Genomic DNA, 19814 nt, shown 5'->3' with positions numbered 1-19814 from the left:
CGATCGAAGCAGGCGAACCAAGCAAAAAGCCCGCCGATGAAGATCGGCGGGCTTCGTAGCGATCCGGCGGAGCGCCCGGGATCAGATGTCGTTTTCGCCCTGAAGCGCGGCGACCGGCGCCGGGCCGAGGCCGTCCTTGTTGTAGATGTCGTCGCGGAACTGCACACCGCCATCCGGCGTCGCCCAGGCCGTGACATAGACCCAATAGCAGGAGACCGGATCGGCGATGCGGGCGTTGACGCGCTGGCCGGAATTGATCGTTTCGTCGATCTTGGCACGGTCCCAGCCGGGGGTGTTCTTGAGCAGCCAGGCGACGTAGTCGCGCACGTTCTGGACGCGCATGCAGCCCGAGGAGACGAAGCGGTAATCGTCGCCGAAGATGCCCTTGGCCGGCGTGTCGTGCATGTAGACGCCGTAGGGGCTGGGAATGTTGATGCGCACGAAGCCGAGCGAGTTGAAGTCGCCGCCCGGATCCTGCCGGAAGGTGTAGCGCGTCGCCTCGTCCGAATTCCAGTTGACCTGCGAAGGCGCGATCTCGCCACCGCTGGACGAGATGATGCGGATCTTGTTCTCGGCGAGGTAGTTCGGCTCCTTCCTCATCTTCGGGATGAGGTCCTTCTTGATGATCGAGGCGGGAACCGTCCAGGTCGGGTTGAAATTGACTTCCGGAATCTTGGTCTGGAGCAGCGGCGACTGGCGGTCGATCTTGCCGACGCCGGCAGCATGGCGCGTCGCGACATGGCCGTTCTCGACCGTCTCGACCATCGCAGCCGGGATGTTGGCGACGACATAGCGCCCGCCGAGATTGCCGGACCAGGTGCGCAGGCGCACGACGTTGGTCTCGAGCTGGCGGATGCGGCGGTCGATCGGAACGTTCAGCGCAACGACCGTCGCGCGGTTGATCGCGCCGGTCGTGGAGAGGCCGACCCGGGCCTGGAACTGGCGCACCGCCGCTTCGACATAGGAGTCGTAGACGTTGCTCTCACCGGCATTCTGCTGGAGGTCGCCGGTGATCGAGAGGCGCTGGCGCAGCGCCGCAACGGCGGACCCCCTGGCGCCGAGGCCCATGCGATCGGGCAACTGCACCGGTTGCCAGCCGCCGCGGGCGGCAAGGTCGCGATAGGCAGCGATGGCCTGCTCGGTCGCCTGCAGCGACTCGGGCGACAGCATCGGCGTCGAGGAGCGCAACACGGCGTTGCGCGGGCCGGCATCGTAATTCTGAAGCCATTCGGCCTGCTGGGCGAAAGCAGGAGCCGCTGCGGTCGAGGCAGCGCCGGAAAGCAGCGCCAGCACAGTCTCGCGGCGTGTCAGGCTCAGTTGCGACATCTCTTCCCTCTTCAACTTCATCCGAACGCGGGCGGCCGGCACGAAAACGCCGCCGGCGGGAGCGGCAGCGCGGCTGATCGGCTCCCATGACGGCGACGGTGTCGTATCACAGTTAAAGAGGCGTGATGAGAGCGGCGAATTTAGGGCATGGCCATGTTTTGCCGCATGCATGGCAGTAAAGTCACACTTGACTGCCGGCCGGCATCTCACCGCCGCTGAAACGACCCCGGACGGCTGGGGTTAGCCAGCCGCCCGGTGGGCAATCTCCCGAAACCCCTGGAAAGACGGCCTTCAGAGCTTGTAGCGGATCTGATCGGTCCAGAAGCGCTCCAGCCGCAGCAGCGCGTTGTTCATGCGCTCGAAGTCATCAGCCGCGATGCCGCCGATCTGCTCGACGGTGCGAACATGCTTGTCGTAGACGCCCTTCACGATGTCGTGCACTTCGGCGCCCTTCTCGGTCAGGCTGATGCGGACCGAGCGGCGGTCGATGCGCGACCGGGCGTGATGGAGATAGCCGAGCTCGACCAGCTTCTTGACGTTGTAGGAGACGTTCGAGCCGAGATAGTAGCCGCGGGTGCGCAGCTCGCTGGCGGAGAGTTCGGCGTCGCCGATATTGTAGAGCAGCAGGGCCTGCACGCTGTTGACGTCGTCGCGACCGCGGCGCTCGAACTCATCCTTGATGACGTCGAGAAGCCGGCGATGCAGCCGCTCCACCAGGGTGAGCGACTCAAGATAAAGCGGCTTCACGTTGAGATCGGCCGCGCTATCCTTGGCAACTACAGAAGTCTTCACGCTCGCTTTCATGGTATTACCCGCCTGTTGTGTGCCGGCCGGAATTTCTCTTCCGGTCCGCTTCTGAAAAACACCATAAGCCTGCCCGGATGAAAACGAGTTTAAATATCAGGATGAATCGGAGATTTACCCCTTTGGGTGAATCGTAGGTGAAGCCAGAAACGCTTAAGCTAAAGCGATTCTTACCATGACTCGCGGCAATCGCACGGTTGCAGGGCGTCAGCGCCCGTCGCTCGAAGTCGGCCGGAGGGTCGATATCTGCGCTGAAATCCGAGCCTCATCCTGAGGAGCCATTCCCGAGGGAATGGCGTCTCGAAGGATGAGGGCTCGCTCGACAAGGAGGCCGGAGCGCCCTACTCCGCCTCGTTCTCGGCCGCCCAGGTGACGAGGAAGTAGACCGCGATCAGCGCCATATAGATGCCGACCATCCAGGTCGTCATCGGCACGAAGCGCGGAAAGAAGAAGCTCAGCAGGAGCTGGCTCAGCGTCGCGAGCAGCCAGAGCACCCCGCCCCAGGTCGAGGTCAGCCACAGCCCCACCGCCGCGACGAGGTCGATCACCGCGAAATAGACGATGATCGCCTGGAAACTGAGCAAACGATTCTCGAAGGGCAGCTGGCCGTCGCCCGAAACGCCGAAGATCACCATCCAGGCCATCAGCCCCTTGGCGAGCCAGAGCACCGAGAGCAGCCGCAGGAACCAGACCAGCACGAGCCGCCAGCGGGCCGCATCCTTGGTGCCGCCCTCGCCCGCCTGTTCGCCGCGCAGGGCCTCGACGTCGCCACCCAGACCCAAGCTCAGACCTCCAGCTTCAGCTCGGCGGCGCCGAGCGGAGCGAAATAGGCCGCGATCGCGGCAGGCTCGACGGCTTCCAGCGTATCCGGCCGCCAGTGCGGCGCCTGGTCCTTGTCGATCACCACCGCGCGCACGCCTTCATAGAAATCATGGCCATGGGCGATGCGCGAGACGATGCGGAATTCGGTGCGCATCGCCTCGGCGAAATCGAGATCCTTGCCGCGGCGCATCTGCTCATGGGCGATGGCGACGCTGGTCGGCGATTTGGCGGCGATGGTCTGCGCGAGCTTGCCGGCAAAGGCGCTGCCGCCGGTCGCGAGAGCTTTCAGCCGCGCGACGACCTCCAGCGGCGAGGCCGCGGCGAAGGCGTCCGCGATCGTCGCGGCCTCCGCCTGCAACGGGCCGGGCGGCCGGGCGATGGTGAAGCCGGCGAGGATGTCGTCGAGGGCGGCGCGGCTGGTCAGCGCGTCGGCGAGCTCGGCCATGCGGTCGCTGGCGACGCTATGGGTGGCAAGGCCGACCGAAAGCGCGTCGGCCGCACCGATGCGCTCGCCGGTCAGGGCGAGGAAGTTGCCGAAGGCGCCGGGCAGGCGCGGCAAGGCATAGGTCGCGCCGACATCGGGGAAGAAGCCGATGCCGACCTCGGGCATGGCGAAGAGATAGCGGTCGCCGGCGATGCGATGGCTGCCATGCAGCGAGATGCCGACACCGCCGCCCATGACGATGCCGTCGATGAGCGCGACATAGGGCTTGGGATAGGTCTTGATGCGATGGTTGAGGATGTACTCCTCGCCCCAGAAGGCGAGCATCTCGTCCTGGCGGCCGGCCTTGCCGCAATCATGCAGCCAGCGGATGTCGCCGCCGGCCGAAAAAGCCTTCTCGCTCGTGCTGATGACGACGACGCGCGTCACCTGCGGATCGTTCTCCCAGGCGTCGAGGGCGCGGGCGAGCTCGCGGACCATGCCGAGGCTGAGCGCGTTCAGCGCCTTCGGCCGGTTGAGGATGACCACGCCGGCCGCGCCGCGGATCTCGCAGATGATGTCCTGGTCCTGCGCCATGATCCGCCCCGGTTACGATGGGCTGCGGTTCTGGAAGGCGGGGGCGAGGTTGTCAACGCGGGGGGTGGTGTAACGGTGCAAATGTCGGTTTGGGGTGGAAACGAACGCTGGAGGATCTCCCCTGAAGCCGGCACCCTGCCTCCAAGACCTGCCCCGGCTCAAACGGTGCTGCTGGAGCCGGTGAAGGTTGCGTGCTGGCCGGTGGCTCGGATCATTGGTGCGTCAGGAGCGGGTCGAGGGCGAGCGGCCTGCCGGCGACCAATTCCGAATGGTCTTCGGCACCTTCTCCCCTTGCAGAGGCCTTGCATACAAATAGCCTTGAGCGGAATCGCACCCTGTTTCTCGCAGGCGCGCGGCCTGCTCGGCGCTTTCGACCCCTTCTGCCGTCGTATGCATTCCCATGGCGTGGCCGAGGCTCACGATGGCGGCGACAATCGCGGCGTCACTGTCGTCGCTGATCAGGTTCTGCACGAAACTCTGGTCGATCTTGATGTGATCCACGGGGAACTGCTTGAGGTGGAGGAGCGAGGCAAACCCCGTCCCGAAATCGTCCAGAGCGATGGAGACGCCAGCCTCATGCAGTTCGCTCAAGATGGCGGACGCCGTCGCTGTCCTGCGCCCGAGGAACGCCGTTTCGGTCACTTCGACTTCGAAATGCTCGGAGGAGACGCGCGCCTCTTCCAGGATGCGGAGAATCCTGTCGGCGAGTTTCGGGTCGGAGATGTCGGCCGAAGACAAATTGACGGCTACCCGGCCGCATTCGAGACCCTGGTCCAGCCATAACCGAACATCGGCGGCAACCTGGCGGATCATCTGCTCGCCCAGCGCAATCGAAATGGCCTGCTCGGCGAACATGGAGCCAAAATAACCGGGAGTGAGAAGCCCTTTGGTCGGGTGGTTCCACCGCGCGAGGGCCTCGAAGCCGACGATCCGGCCTGTCACCAACGACACTTTCGGCTGGTAGTACGGAACGAACTGCCGCGCAGCGAGCCCTTCCCGCACGTCATGTGCGATGGTCACGCGGTGTTCCATCGTCTCGCGGGCGGCGCTGGTATACACCACGGCCTGGCTGCGCCCCTGCTCCTTGGCGCGATAAAGCGCGATGTCGGCGTCCTTCATCAGTTCGACCGGGTCGCGGTGATGTTCCGGGAAGGTCGCCAGCCCAATGCTGACCGTGGTGGAGAGCGCCCGTCCCTCGTGCTGGAAGGGCGCGCGCAGAGCCTCGACAATTTCCGCAGCCCGGGCGATGGCGTCGCTCCCCGCTGAAATCTCGGCGAGGATAATGGCGAACTCATCGCCCCCGAGGCGTGCCACGGTATCACCTTCGCCAACGAAGCTCCTGAGCCGAAGGGCCGCTTCCTGAAGGAGGAGGTCTCCGACCGCATGGCCGAGGGTATCGTTGACATCCTTGAAGTCGTCGAGATCGAGCAGCAGCAGGCCCACACCGGCCCCGGAGTCCCCCGCATTCTTCAGGGCCTCGTTCAGGCGGACATGGAACAGCGCCCGGTTCGCCAGGCCCGTCAGGGGGTCGTGGTTGGCGGTTCGCCAGATGGCTTCCTCGGCCGCTTTCCGATCGGCGATGTCGAAGGTCAGTCCGATGAGCCGGTTTTCGCCCTTTCGCTCAGCCCTGAGCGACAGCCATGTATGCGTGCCGTCGGGGGACAGGTAGCGCACTTCGGTCGCGCCACTGCCCTCCGACATGACGGCGTGCCAGAAGGTCGTCACCCTCTGCCGGTCGTCGGGATGCACCCGATCGATGAAATCGGCCGCCGGTCCCGAAGAAATCCCCAGCAGCACCATGGAATTCTCGGAGCGATCGACCCACAGCGTCTCGAGATCGAGTTCCCAGGCCGCCATCCTGCTGGCTTGCAACGCCAGCCGCAGGCGCTCCTCGCTCACCCTGATCGCGTTCTCGGCTGCATTGCGGATGGTGATGTCGGTAAAGGTGCGCACCATTCCGCCATTGGGAAGGCGGTTGGTTCGAACCTCCAGCACCGTCCCGTCCGGTCTCTGCCTCTCATAGTCCAGAATTTCGACGTTTATTCCTTCGTATTTGATGGCGCGAAGGAGCGCTTCGGTGACCGTACCAAATTCGCCTTGCTCCATCTGCCATCGTTTCACCGCCTCGAACGACGGATGGGACCGCATCAAGTCGGCAGGCAGGCCGAGCAGATCGATCGCGCGCTGATTGCAGACCGCCACATAGCCGTTGGCATCCACCATCAGAATTCCCTGGTCCACATGCTCCACGACAGCGTTCAACAGAGCGCTGTCCACGGGGAATGCTCGCGTCATGCGCTGAGTGGTCAAGCGTCGGCCCCTCCCCAAGCTAATGGTCAAGCAAGGTATGGCCGCCCACTTTCGAAATACTGAAAGACCGAATGCCCGGCATCGCAGGCCAGACCGGCATGCTCGCCAGGCTTGCGACCATGCGCCTCTGGTTTGGAATTGTTCCGATGTGATATGAAGCCGGCATGAAGCTGCCGCCCCCGCTCAAGCCTCGGGCGTGCCGCGACGTCGTCATTTGAGGCATCGCCATGGAATCCCGGGTCGTCAGGCCGTTCCCCCATCCTGAATCGCGCCAGAGCGAGGCCCAGGCCGCCCCCTCGCTCGGGTTGACGCGCCGCATGCGCCGCAACCGCAAGGCCGAGTGGTCGCGACGGCTGGTGCGCGAGACGCGGCTGACGACCGACGATCTGATCTGGCCGATCTTCCTGATGGACGGGCAGCAGGCCCGCACGCCGGTGGAATGGATGCCCGGCGTCGACCGGCTGAACATCGACGAAGCCGTCCGGCAGGCGGCCGAGGCGGCGGCACTCGGCATCCCCGCCATCGCCCCCTTCCCCTATGTCGAAAAGGCGCTGCGCGACCCGACGGGCTCCGAGGCGCTGAGCAGCGAAAACCTGATGTGCCGCGCGGTGCGGGCGATCAAGCGGGAGGTGCCGCAGATCGGCATCATCTGCGACGCCGCGCTCGACCCCTACACCTCGCATGGCCATGACGGCGTGATGGATGGCGAGCGCATCCTGAACGATGCCAGCGTCGCGATCCTCGTCCGGCAGGCGCTGGCGCTGGCCGATGCCGGCGCCGACGTGATCGCCCCCTCCGACATGATGGACGGGCGCGTCGGCGCGATCCGCGCCGCGCTCGACACCGCCGGCCAGGAGGACGTGCAGATCATGGCCTATGCGGCCAAATATGCGTCCGCCTTCTACGGCCCGTTCCGGGACGCCATCGGCACCAATGCGACGCTGATCGGCGACAAGCGCACCTACCAGATGGACCCGGCCAACACCGACGAGGCCATCGCCGAGGTCGCGCTCGACCTCGAGGAGGGCGCCGACATGGTGATGATCAAGCCCGGCCTGCCCTATCTCGACGTGGTGGCGCGGGTGAAGGATCAGTTCCGCGTGCCGACCTTCGCCTATCAGGTCTCCGGCGAGTACGCGATGCTGATGGCCGCCGTGCAGAATGGCTGGCTCGACGGCGACAAGGCGATGCTGGAGAGCCTGCTGGCCTTCAAGCGCGCCGGCGCCGACGGCGTGCTGACCTATTTCGCGCCGCGCGTGGCGAAGATGCTGAAGGCGGGCTGAGCTTTCCGGTCCCAGACGATTTCGGCGCGTTCGGTGGGTGCCGAATGGTTTTCCGCTCCGCTCGAAAGCGACGACGGTTTCAGCATGATGACGGATGAAAGCCAGAGCTTCCTGGCGCGACTGAAGGCCGACCTGCGAGCAGCGATGCGCGAGCGCAAATCGGTCGAGGTGACGGCACTGCGTGAATTGATCGCTGCGATCGACAATGCCCAGGCCGTTCCAGTCGGCGATCGGCACGACAGCTATGTGTTTCACGCATTCGGCGACAGCGCGGTCGAAGTCCCACGCAAGGTGCTGGGCAAGGACGAGCTGCGCCGATTGGTCGAAGCCGAAATCCAGAGCCGAAACAATACAGCGAAGACGTATCGTAGCCTCGGGCGCGACGACAAGGCTCAGGATCTGTCTGATGGAGCACAGACCCTGAATCGATATCTCGATCCGCCCGATCTGAGCTAGCGGCACACCACCCACTCCAAAGCCATGTTTCAAACGGCACGGGCAAGCGCTACCGTTGCCGCCGCATGCGCCCGCTCCTCCTGCCGATTCTGGTTGCCGTCCTCGTGGCCCTCGCCGGTTGCGGCGAAGACTTCGACACCGACCAGACGCGGCTGTGCCGGCAGGCGATCCCGCCGCTCAACCCGCCGGGAGCGCATATCGAGATCGAACGGATGACGGTCGGCCCGGTGCGGCGGGCCCTGCGCCTGCTCTACCGGATGCAGCTCGGCGACGGCGTCGCGCGGCATCGCAGCATCGACTGCCTGTTCGGCACGGACGACAAGGGGCTCGGGCGGCCGACGCTGATCGGCATCGCCTCGGACGGGCAGCCGATGTCGGATGCCAGCTTCTATTTCCTGCGCCGCTTCTATCTCGAGGATCGCAGCGAGCCCCCGCCGGACCCGGCCGCGCCCACGGCGTCGGACCTGCCCGCCGTGCCGGCCGGCCTCGCCTATGGCCTGCAGCAGGCACTGAGCGGCCTGCCCTCGGCAGCGATCTACGGGCTGCTCGCCGCCGCCTATGCGCTGGTCTACGGGCTGACCGGCCGGATCATCCTGTGCTTCGGCGAATTCGCCGCGCTCGGGGCGCTGGCCTCGGTGGTCGGCGTGGCGCTGCTGCTCTCGCTCGCCGTCTCGACGCCGCTGACGGGGCTCGCCGTCGCCTTCACCGTGGCGATCCTCGTCTCGGCGCTGCACGGTTTCGCCATGGGCCGCTTCGTGCTGCGCCATCTCGAACGCGCCAGCGGCCAGCAGATGCTGATCGCGACGATCGGCCTTTCGATCGCGCTTTCGGAATATCTGCGCCTCGCCCAGGGGCCGCAATTGCGCTGGCTGCCGCCGGTGTTCAACGCTCCCGTGGCGCTCGTCCATGCCGGCGATTTCATCGTGACGCTCAACCCGGTCGCGACCCTCCTGACGCTGATCGGGTTGGGCGCCACGCTCGGGCTGGTGCAGCTCATCCGCCGCACCGCCTATGGCCGGGCCTGGCGGGCGGTCGCCGATGACGAGGGCACGGCGGCGCTGTTCGGCGTCGATGCACGCGCCGTGCGCGACATCGCCGTCATCATCGCCTGCGCGCTCTGCGGCATGGCGGGCGTCATCGTCACGGTGATCTATGGCGGCATGGGCTTCGCCGGCGGCTTCTCGCTCGGCCTCAAGGCGCTGGTCGCGGCCATCCTCGGCGGCATCGGCTCGGTGCCGGGCGCGGCGCTGGGCGGATTGTTCATCGCCGGCTTCGAGGCGGTCTGGTCGGCGACGCTGCCGATCGAGCAACGCGACCTCGCGGTCTATCTGCTGCTCGCCATCGTGCTGATCTGGCGCCCCGGTGGCTTCTTCGGCGACAGCGAATTGACGCCGCGCCAGGTTTGACGACAGCCTGCGGCATCGGCTTCCGTCCGAAAACACATTTGCCTTTCGCCCCCGGACGAGACACGGACCTCATCATGACCGAGACCTTCGCGATCACGCCCGAGGACATCGACGCCGCCGCGGGGCGGATCGCAGGCCATGTCCTGCGCACGCCGCTGGTGCCGGCGCCGCGCCTCTCCGAGCTCACGGGCGCGCAGGTCATGGTCAAGCATGAGAACATGCAGGCGACCGCCTCCTTCAAGGAGCGCGGCGCGGTCAACAAGCTGCTCTCGCTCAGCGAGGCCGAGCGGGCCCGCGGCGTCATCGCCATGTCGGCCGGCAACCATGCCCAGGCGGTGGCCTATCACGCCAAGCGCTTCGGCATCCCGGCGACCATCGTGATGCCCGAGACGACGCCGCTGGTGAAGGTCGAGAACACCCGCGCCCATGGCGCGCGCGTCGTGCTCCATGGCGAGACGCTCTACGAATCCGCGCAGAAGGCACGCGAGCTCGCCGGCGCCGAGCAGCTCGTCTTCGTCCACCCCTATGACGATGCCGCGGTGATGGCGGGCCAGGGCACCGTCGCGCGCGAGATGCTCGCCGACGAGCCCGATCTCGACATGCTGATCATCCCGCTCGGCGGCGGCGGGCTGATGGCCGGCAACGCCGTCGCCGCCAAGGCGATCAAGCCCGGCATCGAGCTGATCGGCGTCGAGGCCGACCTCTACCCCTCCTTCTTCAACGCCGTGAACGGGCAGGACCGCCCCATCGGCGGGGCGACGCTGGCCGAGGGCATCGCGGTCAAGACCGTCGGCCAGATGACGCTGCCGATCGTCTCGAAGCTGGTTTCCGACATCGTGCTCGTCGGCGAAGACCTGATCGAGCGCGCCGTCAACGCCTATGCCTGCCTGCAGCACAGCCTGGCGGAAGGCGCCGGCGCGGCCGGGCTCGCGGCCATGCTGAAGGAGCCGGAGCGCTATGCCGGGCGCAAGGTCGGGCTCGTGCTCTGCGGCGGCAACATCGACACCCGCCTGCTCGCCGCGATCATGGTGCGCGAGCTGGAGCGGGAGGACCGTATCGTCGCCTTCCGCCTGACCAGCAGCGACCGGCCCGGCCTGCTCGGCAAGATCGCGAGCCTGCTCGGCAATGAGGGGGCCAATATCCTCGAGGTCAGCCATGGCCGGCTTTTCCTCGACGTGCCGGCGAAGGGCGTCTCGCTCGACGTCACGGTCGAGACGCGCGGCGAGGCGCATTCGCGCGCGATCGAGGACATGCTGGCGAAAAATGGCTTCGCGCCCCGGCGCATCCTGCCGCGTGGCCTTGCGGAACCGACGCGCTGATCAAACATTGTTGCCCGGGTGCGCATTCCCGCGCGCCGTCATGAGGATCGAGTTCGATGAGCGATACCCGCTACGGCCAGCCGCCGATCACGGCTCTGGAGCAGCGTCCCTACCAGAACGTCAGCGGCGTCCTGGGCTCGCGGCTCTTCGCCTGGATCATCGACATCGTCGTGCTGTTCTTCCTCGGCTGGCTGGTCTTCCTGCTGCTGGTGGTGCTCGGCCTCGTCACCTTCGGCGCGACCTGGTTCCTGATCCCGGCCGCCGCCTTCGTGACGGCGCTGGGGTATGCGGCCTTGACGGTCGGCGGCCGGCGCCAGTCGACCTGGGGCATGCGCGTCGCCGGCTTGCGGGTCGAGACCGCGGATGGCGGGCGGCCGGACGGGCTCGTCGCGGCGGTGCATGCGCTGTTCTTCTACGTCGCGGCCGGAACGGTGGCGCTGTGGCTCATCGACATCGGCTGCGGCCTCTTCCGCTCCGATCGGCGCCTCGGCCATGACCTGCTGACCGGCCTCGTGGTCGTGCGGGCTTGAGGGGCTAAAACCGGAAACGCAGCAGGCGGCCGATTCGCGAGAAGGCCGGGATCATCTCCATGACCGGCACGGCCATTCGCGCGAACAGGGACAGGCGCGCGATCTGGTCGAGGTCGTAGCCGCGCGAACCATAGCCTGTGAGCTCCTCCACCAGCTCGAGCCGGGGAAGCTGCCGGAGCAGTTCCTCCGGCTCGTCGAGCGCCCAGTGCAAGGCCGCGCCGGTGGCGCGGATGGAGGGCTGCCAGGCGATCAGGATGAGCCCGAGCTGGCTATAGGCATCGAAGGCCAGCTCGCCCCCGGGCAGATGCCCGGTCACGCGCTCCAGCAGCAACGGCACCTCCTCCGACGGCAAATAGGGCAACAGCCCTTCGGCGATGACGAAGGCCGGCTTGTCCCGCGGCACGGCTTCGAGCCATTCGGGCTCGGTCACCGAGGAGCCGATCAGCACACAGCCGTCGCGGGCCGGGTAGAGGCGCTGCCGCAGGGCGATCACGTCCGGGTAGTCGACGTCGAACCAGCGGACGGTTTCGGGCGGCGCGATCCTGAAGACGCGGCTGTCCAGCCCGCAGCCGAGATGAAGCACCGTCGCATCCGGGTGTCGCCCCAGAAAATCGCGCGTCCAGCCATCGATGAGGTGAGCCCGCAAGGCGACGCCGATCATGATGTCGCGGTCGATCCTCAGCCGGTCGAAATCGTAGTCGATCCCCGCCAGGGCCTGCGCGGCAAAGCGGTCCTTCAGCAGGGTATCGGGCAGCTGGCTCTCGCCGGCCTTGGCACAGAGCGTGACGAGAAGCGTTTCGCGCGCGCCGTGGAGAACTACCTTTTCACCGGCCATCGCGTCCTCCCGATCTCGCATCGCGCTTGTTGCCGCCGCTGCCGATGCTACATTGAAGGGCGGAAGCTTCCGGGGAGCCAGCCGACGTGACGCGCCCGTTGCGGGATGCCCCGCAATTCTACCTCACTTCGCCGACCGCGTGTCCCTATTTGCCGGGCCGCGAGGAACGGAAGGTGTTCACCCATCTCGTCGGACCGCGCGCCGGCGACCTCAACAACGTGCTGTCGCAAGGCGGATTCCGGCGTTCGCAGAGCATCGCCTACCGCCCGGCCTGCGAGGTCTGCCGGGCCTGCGTCTCGGTGCGCGTCTGCGTCGACGATTTCCGCTACTCGCGCGGCTTCCGCAAGGTGCTGGCCCGCAACAGCGACCTGATCGGCGAGGCCCGCCCGCCGCAGCCGCGCTCCGAGCATTATTCCCTGTTCCGCTCCTATCTCGACGAGCGGCATCCGGACGGCGGCATGGCGACGATGTCGGCGCTCGACTTCGCGATGATGGTCGAGGACACCCATGTCGAGACCAACCTGATCGAGTATCGGCGGCGCGGACCGGATTCGGGCTTCACCGGGCGCGGCCAGGGCGACCTCTTCGCCATGGCGCTGACCGACACGCTGAACGACGGCCTGTCGATGGTCTATTCGGTCTATGATCCCGGGCTGGAGCTCCGCTCGCTCGGCACCTTCATGGTGCTCGATCACATCGCGCGCGCCCGCAGGCTCGGACTGCCTTACGTCTATCTCGGCTATTGGGTCGATGGCTCGCCCAAGATGTCCTACAAGGCCCGGTTCCTGCCGCAGGAGCGGCTGACGCCGCAGGGCTGGGAGCGGGTCGAGACGAACGCTCCCACCGCGTGAAGCGCGTCGCGACGCCAACGAACCGAATTCCGCAACCTATGAGGGCATTATCTCAAGAATGATCGCATTCCCGTAGGGCGTCGGGCCATACGGTCAGGGATCGGCGTATCCGCCCCCGTTTTCCCCGAAAAAGCGCAATCGGCTTAAGAGTAAATCAAGTCCGCATCTCGCATTGTCCCGGTACCTGATCGCCTGGGGGGCTTCATGCTGCGCGACCTGACCCGGATGCCGGCCGAGATGTCGTCGGATTCGCGCCGGCAGTTGCTCAATGCCGTCACGGACCTGTTCCTGCTGGACCAGGAGCCGAGCGAGGTTAGCAAGGAGCATTACGGCGACATCGCGGTGACGTCGCTCTCCCATCTCGGCGACGAGGACCGCCAGGGCTATGCCGATCGCGTCGCGGCGCTGCCGAGCCTGCCGCGCAACGTCGCCGTCACGCTCGGCGGCGACGACAATGTCGAGGTGGCGCGGCTGGTCCTGACCCTGTCCCCGGTCCTCACCGACACCGATCTCGCCGCCATCGCCGTCAGCCAGACGCAGCAGCATCTCGCGGCCATCGCCGAGCGCGCGCGCCTGTCCGAGAGCGTCACCGACATCCTGGTCGAGCGCGGCGACCGGACCGTTCTCTCAACCGTCAGCGCCAATGAGGGCGCCGCCTTCTCGGATCGCGGCTTCGACCGGCTGCTGGAGCGCGGCACCGGCGATGCGGGAATCGCCGGCAACCTCGCCCGGCGCTCGGATCTCGCACCGAAACGGGCTGAACGGGTGCTGCGCATCGTCGAGCAATTGTCGGACGGCTCCGGCGCTGCGGGGACACCGACCGACGAAGCGGTCTCGCTCGCCCGGCAGGCCCGCCAGCAGCGTCTGGAAGTGAAGCTCCTGCTCTCCGATCTCACCGCCAAGGTGCGCGAGGTCGACGACGTCCTGACCATGCTGGCCGACGAGGACCGCGCCTTCCACCTGGCGCAGGTCTTGTCGCAAGTCGCCGAGATCACCCCCGAGCAGGCGCTGCGGGTGCTGATGCAGCGCAATGCCAGCGGCATCGCGGTGACCTGCCGTTCGCTCGGCGTCGGCATGACGGCCTTCCGCGCCATCCTGCAATTGCGGGCGCGACGGCTCTATTTCTCCTCGCGCGACATCGACGACGACGTCGACGCCTATGCCAAGCTCGACCTCGCCACCGCCGAGCGGACGCTGCGCTTCCTCAAGCTGCGCACCAAGATCGCCTGAGCCGCCAGGCGCGCCTGCGCGGAGCGGCCGCGCCACAAAACGGCGACATTCGCCGGACCTCATGCTAGGCTCCAGCAGGTATTTGCCGTGAGGATGCCTTCGACGTGAGATTTCCGGTCGTTTCCGCCGCCGTGACCGCCGCTGGGCTGGCTCTGTTTGCAGCCGCCGGCACGGCACGGGCCCAGACCTCGCTCCCGCTCACCGGCTTCGCCTCGCTGCCCTCCTTCGCCTGGGACGCGCCCTCGCTCTCACCGAAATGGGAGGGCTCCTATGCGCGCATCTCCTCCGGCTTCCAGGTGACGAGCGGCAAGCATATGCGCACCAGCGCGGGGCCAACCTTCGGCCTCGAAATGGGAACGATGCGGCAGGAGGGCAATTTCGTCTACGGCATCGTCGGCGCGCTCGACTACTCGCCCACCCTCGGAGGCTACGGCACGCCGAGCTTCGGCAATGTCGCCTATACCCGCGATTTCGCCGGCGCGTTCCAGATCAAGACCGGCGTGCTCGTGACACCGGACGTGCTGGTCTACACCAAGGTCGGCATGTCCGCCGCGAACGAGACCTGGCGCTATGGCGCGACGAGCGTCTCCCCGCCCTTCAGCCAGAGCGATATCGCGGTCAGGCCCGAGGCGCGGGCCGGCGTGGAATGGGCCGTTACCGACAAGCTGACGCTCGGCGTCGAGGTCGGCGTGGTCGGCCAACGGCTTCGCTGACGGAGTCGGCGCCGACACCGGCAGGGCGGCATCCCGCGCATCGCCCCGAGATTTCGCCCTCGTCCTCCAAACTGATGATCCCGCCGCTCGCGGACACAATAAGCTGCGCCTGACCGGACGTTCCCGGATCGGGCGAGCGTGCCGCGGGCCGGCAGCCTGGATCCCCGTCGCCCGGCTTCGAACTCCTCAGGCGAGGCGAAGCGATGGCGCGCAATCTCAGCAAGGGCATGAGCGGCCAGGATGTGCGGATCCTCCAGGACCGGCTGAACTACCATCTGCGTCGCGAAACCCCGCTCGCGCTCGACGCCATCTTCGGGCCGAAGACTCATGAGCGGGTGAGCAAATTCCAGACGCTTCACGGGCTGACGAAGGACGGCATCGTCGGCCCGAGGACCCGCGCCATCCTGTTCGAAGTCGAAACCTTCCCGGCGCAGGTCCTCGTCTTTCCCGAATTGACGCGGCCGACCTTCGGAGCCGGCGGGGCTTTAGGAATCAAGCCGCCGCAGCTGATCCCGCCGCTGACGCTGCCAGGCACCACGCCCAAGCAGCCGCAATTCGTCCTGCAGCCCCCGGTCATCCTGGGCCCTCAGTTGAGCCTGGCGGGGGTCTCCTCGGCGTCCTTCTCACCCGTGAGACAGCCGAGCCTGCTCAACCTGACCTTCACGCTCGTGCCGGTGCAGGACCCGAGCGACCCGGTCGTGCGATCGACGCAGAACATCGTCAAGCTGGTCCAGGACATCCCGGTCAACAGCAGGTTCAAGGCTCAGATCCTGTCGTTCATCCCGAAGCCGTTCAAATCGATCAGCGAGCCGACCGCCGGGCTCGATGTCGATATCGGAATCCCGAAATATTCCCCGCTCGATCCCAACAAGATCAGCCAATCCGGCAGCGCGCAGTACAATCTCCGGCTCACCGGGCGGCCGGGCGGAGCGACGCCGCTCGTCATGCTGCAAGGCCGGGCCGAAGGCGAGATCGAAATCGACTACACCGGCAAGGCGCAGTCGAACTATTTCAAGGCGACCGTCACCTGCAATTTCTTCCTCGGCGTCGTCGGGACTTTTTGACCGGACCGCCGCGGGCGTCGCGACCTTAAGCCCGTCAGCCGCCGAAGCTGTTGCTCTTCGGGAAGCCCTTGGGCGGCAGGCGGCCGGACTCGGCGCGGTGGCCGAGCCATTCGAGCAGATCGGCCTGCGGCACTGTCCAGGTCCGGCCGGAGGTGTCGAGCCAGGTCAGTCCATCAGCCAGCTTGAAGGTCTTGGCGTCGGAGAGGCCACCATCCTTGTAGCGTTGCAGGCGCACGCCTTTGCCGCGCCCCATCTCCGCCACCTCGGAAATCGGGAAGCAGAGCAGCTTGCGGTTCTGGCCGATGATCGCGACATGGTCGCCATCGGCCGGCACGGCCAGCATCGCGACGGTCGCTCCGTCGACATTCAGGACCTGCCTCCCTTTACGCGTATTGGCGACGACATCGTCCGCGGGCGCGACGAAGCCCCTGCCCTCGCTCGTCACCATCAGCAGCTTCGAACCGGGCTTGTAGGCGAAAGCCGAGACGATCTCGGCCGTCTCCTCGAGCTCGATCATCAGGCGGATCGGATCGCCGAAGCCGCGCCCGCCCGGCAGCTTCGAGGCCTCCAGCGTGAAGACCTTGCCGTTCGAGGCGAGCACCAGCACCTTCGCCGTCGTTTCGGTGAAGAAGGCCGTCTGGAGCGTGTCGTCGCCCTTGAAGGAGAAGCTCGACTTGTCCTGGACATGGCCCTTCAGCGCGCGGATCCAGCCCTTCTTCGAGATCACGACCGTGATCGGCTCGCGCTCGACCATGGCCTGGGTCAGGTCGATATCGGTGGTATCGGGCATATCCGCGAAATCGGTGCGGCGCTTGCCGATCGCCGTCTCCGGTCCGAAGGTCTTCTTCACCTGGCGGATGTCCCAGGCGATGGTCTTCCACTGGGTCGCCTCGGAGCCGAGCAGCTCCTCGATCTGCCCCTTCTCCTTGGTCAATTCGTCGAGCTCGGTCTTGAGCTGCATCTCCTCGAGCTTGCGCAGCGCGCGCAGGCGCGTGTCGAGGATCGCGTTGGCCTGGACCTCGGTGAGCTCGAAGACCTTCATCAGCTCGATCTTCGGCTCGTCCTCCTCGCGGATGATTTTGATCACCCGGTCGAGGTCGAGATAGACGATCAGCAGGCCGCGCAGGATTTCCAGCCGCTTGTCGATCTGGCCGAGCCGGAAGCGCGAGCGCCGCTGCAGCACCTCGCGGCGATGGTCGAGCCAGGCGCGCAGCGCCTCGGCGAGGCCGAGCACGCGCGGCACCAGCCCGCCGGTCAACACGTTCATGTTCATCGGAATGCGCGCTTCGAGCTCGGAGAGCCTGAACAGCGATTCCATCATCAGGTTGGCATCGACATTGCGGGCGCGCGGCTCGATGACGATGCGGATGTCCTCGGCGGATTCGTCGCGCAGGTCGGCGACCAGAGGCAGCTTCTTGTCGTTGAGCAGTTCCGCGATCTTCTCGATCAGCCGGCCCTTCGAGACCATGTAGGGGATCTCGGTGACGACGACCTGCCAGGCGCCCCGCTCAAGGTCCTCCTTCAGCCAGCGCGCGCGGGTGCGGAAGGCGCCGCGCCCGGTGCGGTAGGTCTCCGCCATCGAGGCGCGGGTCTCGACGATGATGCCGCCGGTCGGGAAATCCGGCCCGGGCACGAAGGTCATGAGCTGCTCGGAGGAGGTCTCCGGGTGCTGGATCAGGTAGAGCGCGGCGTCGCAGAGCTCGGCCGCGTTGTGCGGCGGGATCGAGGTCGCCATGCCGACCGCGATGCCCTGCGAGCCGTTGGCCAGCAGGTTCGGGAAGGCGGCCGGCAGTACGACCGGCTCCTCGTCCTCACCGTTATAGGTCTCGCGGAAATCGACCGCGTCCTCGTCTATGCCGTCGAGGAGCAGGCGCGCGACCTCGGTCATGCGCGCTTCGGTGTAACGATAGGCGGCGGCGTTGTCCCCGTCGATATTGCCGAAATTGCCCTGCCCGTCGACGAGCGGGTAGCGCTGGGCGAAATCCTGCGCGAGGCGCACCAGCGCGTCATAGACCGACTGGTCGCCATGCGGGTGGAACTTACCGATGACGTCGCCGACGATGCGGGCGCATTTCTTGTGGACCTGGCCGGGGTCGAGCCGGAGCAGACGCATCGCATGGATGATGCGCCGGTGGACCGGCTTCAAGCCGTCGCGCGCATCCGGCAAGGCGCGATGCATGATCGTGGAGAGCGCATAGGCGAGATAGCGTTCTTCGAGCGCCGATTTCAGATCGATGCGCTCGGCTCCATCCTCCGGCGGCGGATCGATCGGTTTGCCCATACGCTGTCAGCCCTCTTCCCGTCCAAATTCGCGCCGATCCTGATCGTCTGGAGCATTGCTCCCTGCGGAAACCGGCACCCGCTTCTTCGCGCCATGCTCTATGGCACAGCACGAATCAGCCCGCCAGAACAATGCAGGTACGCACGCATGCGCGCAAACGCCGGAGCGGCCATTTTGCGTTCAATCGGTGGATGAATTCGCGGCCAAGCGCGTCGCCAGCTCGACCAGCCGGGCGCGCTCCGGCGGCTCCTGCAAACCGCGCGGCTCGAAGAGGTGCCGGCGCAGGAAAAAGCCGGTCAGGGAGAAGCCCGACAGGATGTCGGCGGCGGAGGGCTGGCGTCCGCCCTGCCCCTCGACGAGAAAGGCCGGGAGCTTCAGCAGCCGGTCGAGATAGGGCTGCGCCGCCGGGCGGCTGACGGCCTTGCCGGATTTCGGTGAGACATGGCTGAGGTCATCGGGCGTGCCAGTCACGGCGCAGCGGGCGAGATCGAGCCCGAAACCGAGCTCGGAGAGCATGGCGAGCTCGAAGCGCACCACCAGCGGCGGGGCGAGCTGCGGCTCGTCGAGATGCTCGACGAGGACGGCGAGCCCCTCATAGAGACCCGGATGCGGATCTCGCTCCGGCAGGAGGCGCAAGAGGCCGGCGATGGTCGCCAGCCCATAGAGCGCGACCGGTGCGGCCATCAATCGCGCGGCATGGGAGGTCAGCAACTCCACCTTGTACTCGCCGAGATGCTCGTCGAGACGAGCCCGCCATGTCAGCGCGACCCGGTTGCCGGGCTGGAGCAGCGGCTGCGTCTTCTGCGAGCGCCCGCCGCGAACGAGGCCGAGATGGCGGCCGTGGAAGCGCGTCATCACCTCCAGGATCACGGCGCTTTCGCCATGCCCCCTCAGCCCGATGACGGTGCCCTCGTCGACCCATTCCATGGACTGGATGTAGGGCAGACAAGCGCAGGAAGGAACCGCGTCATGGTCGGGCTTGCCCCGACCATCTCGGAAACGAGCTATCTTGTCATGAGATTCTCGGGTCTGCGCTTCGCTTCGCCCGAGAACGACGCCTCGTCGGTTTCACACATATTGCGCGATGCCGCCGCCGAAGGACCAGTTCTCGCGTGCCGTCTCGACGAGAATGATGAAGATGTCGTCGGAGCGCAGGCCGGGATCGCGGCGCAAATTCTCGTGGATCCTCGCGAACAATGCCTTCTTCTGCGTCACGCCGCGCGAGGCGCTGACGGTGATCTGGATGACCACCATCGCATCCGAGCGGTCAAAGCCGAAATAATTGGCGTCGTAGATGAACTCGCCGGCATCGTGCTGGTGAACCAGCGCGAAGAGATCGCCCTCAGGCACCTCGAAGGTCTCGCGCAGCGCCTTGTAGACGCCATCGACGATGGCGGCGGGTTCGGAGGCCGGGCGGCCGCGGCGCATGGAAATCCGGATCAGGGGCATGGTCGTCTCCATTTGCGGCGAAGCGCGATCCCGCGCCGGTCGCCGATGGAGAGAAGCTAGCGTTGAAACGACAAACATAAAACCGTATCATACGAGATATCAGAGATACGGATTTTT

18 protein-coding genes are annotated in these 19814 nt (G+C 66.4%); 9 read left to right on the top strand and 9 right to left on the bottom strand.

The genetic code is table 11. The features are described 5' to 3' along the window. Positions 1-81: 81 nt before the first annotated feature. The 5 genes from IED13_RS03780 to IED13_RS03760 all read right to left on the bottom strand — a co-directional run bounded on the left by IED13_RS03780 (position 82) and on the right by IED13_RS03760 (position 6232). The gene (locus IED13_RS03780) at positions 82-1326 is read right to left on the bottom strand and encodes a L,D-transpeptidase family protein (protein ID WP_191123429.1); all 1245 of its coding nucleotides are present in this window, start codon (positions 1324-1326) and stop codon (positions 82-84) included. A 291-nt stretch (positions 1327-1617) separates the two neighbouring features. Next, on the bottom strand, positions 1618-2130 hold the full coding sequence (ldtR, locus tag IED13_RS03775; protein ID WP_038368311.1) for a transcriptional regulator LdtR: 513 nt from the start codon (positions 2128-2130) through the stop codon (positions 1618-1620). Between the two features lie 341 nt (positions 2131-2471). Beyond that, complete coding sequence (locus IED13_RS03770) at positions 2472-2912, bottom strand: DUF6163 family protein (RefSeq protein WP_051988506.1); 441 nt, start codon at positions 2910-2912, stop codon at positions 2472-2474. A 2-nt stretch (positions 2913-2914) separates the two neighbouring features. Continuing rightward, positions 2915-3970, bottom strand: coding sequence for an enoyl-CoA hydratase/isomerase family protein (locus tag IED13_RS03765; protein ID WP_133565642.1), 1056 nt, complete (start codon positions 3968-3970; stop codon positions 2915-2917). A gap of 222 nt (positions 3971-4192) precedes the next feature. Then, positions 4193-6232 (bottom strand): putative bifunctional diguanylate cyclase/phosphodiesterase, encoded by a 2040-nt coding sequence (locus IED13_RS03760; protein ID WP_210323492.1) that lies wholly within the window; start codon positions 6230-6232, stop codon positions 4193-4195. 275 nt (positions 6233-6507) lie between these two features. Between IED13_RS03760 and hemB the strand changes: the two genes are divergently transcribed. From hemB to IED13_RS03735, 5 genes are all read left to right on the top strand, one after another. After that, positions 6508-7563 (top strand): porphobilinogen synthase, encoded by a 1056-nt coding sequence (hemB, locus tag IED13_RS03755; RefSeq protein ID WP_191123427.1) that lies wholly within the window; start codon positions 6508-6510, stop codon positions 7561-7563. Between the two features lie 33 nt (positions 7564-7596). Continuing rightward, positions 7597-8019 carry a GatB/YqeY domain-containing protein gene (locus tag IED13_RS03750; RefSeq protein WP_191123426.1) on the top strand — a complete coding sequence of 141 codons (423 nt, stop codon included), beginning with the start codon at positions 7597-7599 and terminating at the stop codon, positions 8017-8019. Between the two features lie 65 nt (positions 8020-8084). After that, positions 8085-9425, top strand: coding sequence for a branched-chain amino acid ABC transporter permease (locus tag IED13_RS03745; protein WP_142020702.1), 1341 nt, complete (start codon positions 8085-8087; stop codon positions 9423-9425). A 74-nt stretch (positions 9426-9499) separates the two neighbouring features. After that, a complete protein-coding gene (locus tag IED13_RS03740) occupies positions 9500-10744 on the top strand; it encodes a threonine ammonia-lyase (RefSeq protein ID WP_038368319.1) in 1245 nt (414 codons plus the stop codon). 56 nt (positions 10745-10800) lie between these two features. Then, positions 10801-11274 carry an RDD family protein gene (locus tag IED13_RS03735; RefSeq protein WP_051988508.1) on the top strand — a complete coding sequence of 158 codons (474 nt, stop codon included), beginning with the start codon at positions 10801-10803 and terminating at the stop codon, positions 11272-11274. A 4-nt stretch (positions 11275-11278) separates the two neighbouring features. Here the strand turns inward: IED13_RS03735 and IED13_RS03730 are convergent, their stop codons facing one another. Beyond that, the gene (locus tag IED13_RS03730; protein ID WP_191123425.1) at positions 11279-12109 is read right to left on the bottom strand and encodes a class I SAM-dependent methyltransferase; all 831 of its coding nucleotides are present in this window, start codon (positions 12107-12109) and stop codon (positions 11279-11281) included. Between the two features lie 86 nt (positions 12110-12195). On the opposite strand from IED13_RS03730, the gene IED13_RS03725 reads away from it, so the two are divergent. The 4 genes from IED13_RS03725 to IED13_RS03710 all read left to right on the top strand — a co-directional run bounded on the left by IED13_RS03725 (position 12196) and on the right by IED13_RS03710 (position 15967). Continuing rightward, on the top strand, positions 12196-12960 hold the full coding sequence (locus IED13_RS03725) for an arginyltransferase (RefSeq protein WP_038368323.1): 765 nt from the start codon (positions 12196-12198) through the stop codon (positions 12958-12960). Between the two features lie 204 nt (positions 12961-13164). After that, a complete protein-coding gene (locus tag IED13_RS03720) occupies positions 13165-14190 on the top strand; it encodes a DUF2336 domain-containing protein (RefSeq protein ID WP_191123424.1) in 1026 nt (341 codons plus the stop codon). Between the two features lie 104 nt (positions 14191-14294). Beyond that, positions 14295-14903 (top strand): outer membrane protein, encoded by a 609-nt coding sequence (locus IED13_RS03715; protein ID WP_038368326.1) that lies wholly within the window; start codon positions 14295-14297, stop codon positions 14901-14903. Between the two features lie 203 nt (positions 14904-15106). Then, entirely contained in the window at positions 15107-15967 is an 861-nt protein-coding gene (locus IED13_RS03710; protein WP_051988509.1) for a peptidoglycan-binding domain-containing protein, read from the top strand. 34 nt (positions 15968-16001) lie between these two features. Here IED13_RS03710 and parC read toward each other — a convergent pair whose 3' ends face one another. From parC to IED13_RS03695, 3 genes are all read right to left on the bottom strand, one after another. Next, on the bottom strand, positions 16002-18248 hold the full coding sequence (parC, locus tag IED13_RS03705; protein WP_191123423.1) for a DNA topoisomerase IV subunit A: 2247 nt from the start codon (positions 18246-18248) through the stop codon (positions 16002-16004). Positions 18249-18428: 180 nt separating this feature from the next. Then, the gene (gene recO, locus IED13_RS03700) at positions 18429-19175 is read right to left on the bottom strand and encodes a DNA repair protein RecO (protein ID WP_112761853.1); all 747 of its coding nucleotides are present in this window, start codon (positions 19173-19175) and stop codon (positions 18429-18431) included. A 141-nt stretch (positions 19176-19316) separates the two neighbouring features. Next, entirely contained in the window at positions 19317-19697 is a 381-nt protein-coding gene (locus IED13_RS03695; protein WP_191123422.1) for a tautomerase family protein, read from the bottom strand. Positions 19698-19814 lie beyond the last annotated feature (117 nt).

The sequence above is a fragment of the Allobosea spartocytisi genome (assembly GCF_014764685.1).
Lineage (GTDB): Bacteria > Pseudomonadota > Alphaproteobacteria > Rhizobiales > Beijerinckiaceae > Allobosea > Allobosea spartocytisi.
This window is presented reverse-complemented; position numbering and strand designations above follow the sequence as displayed.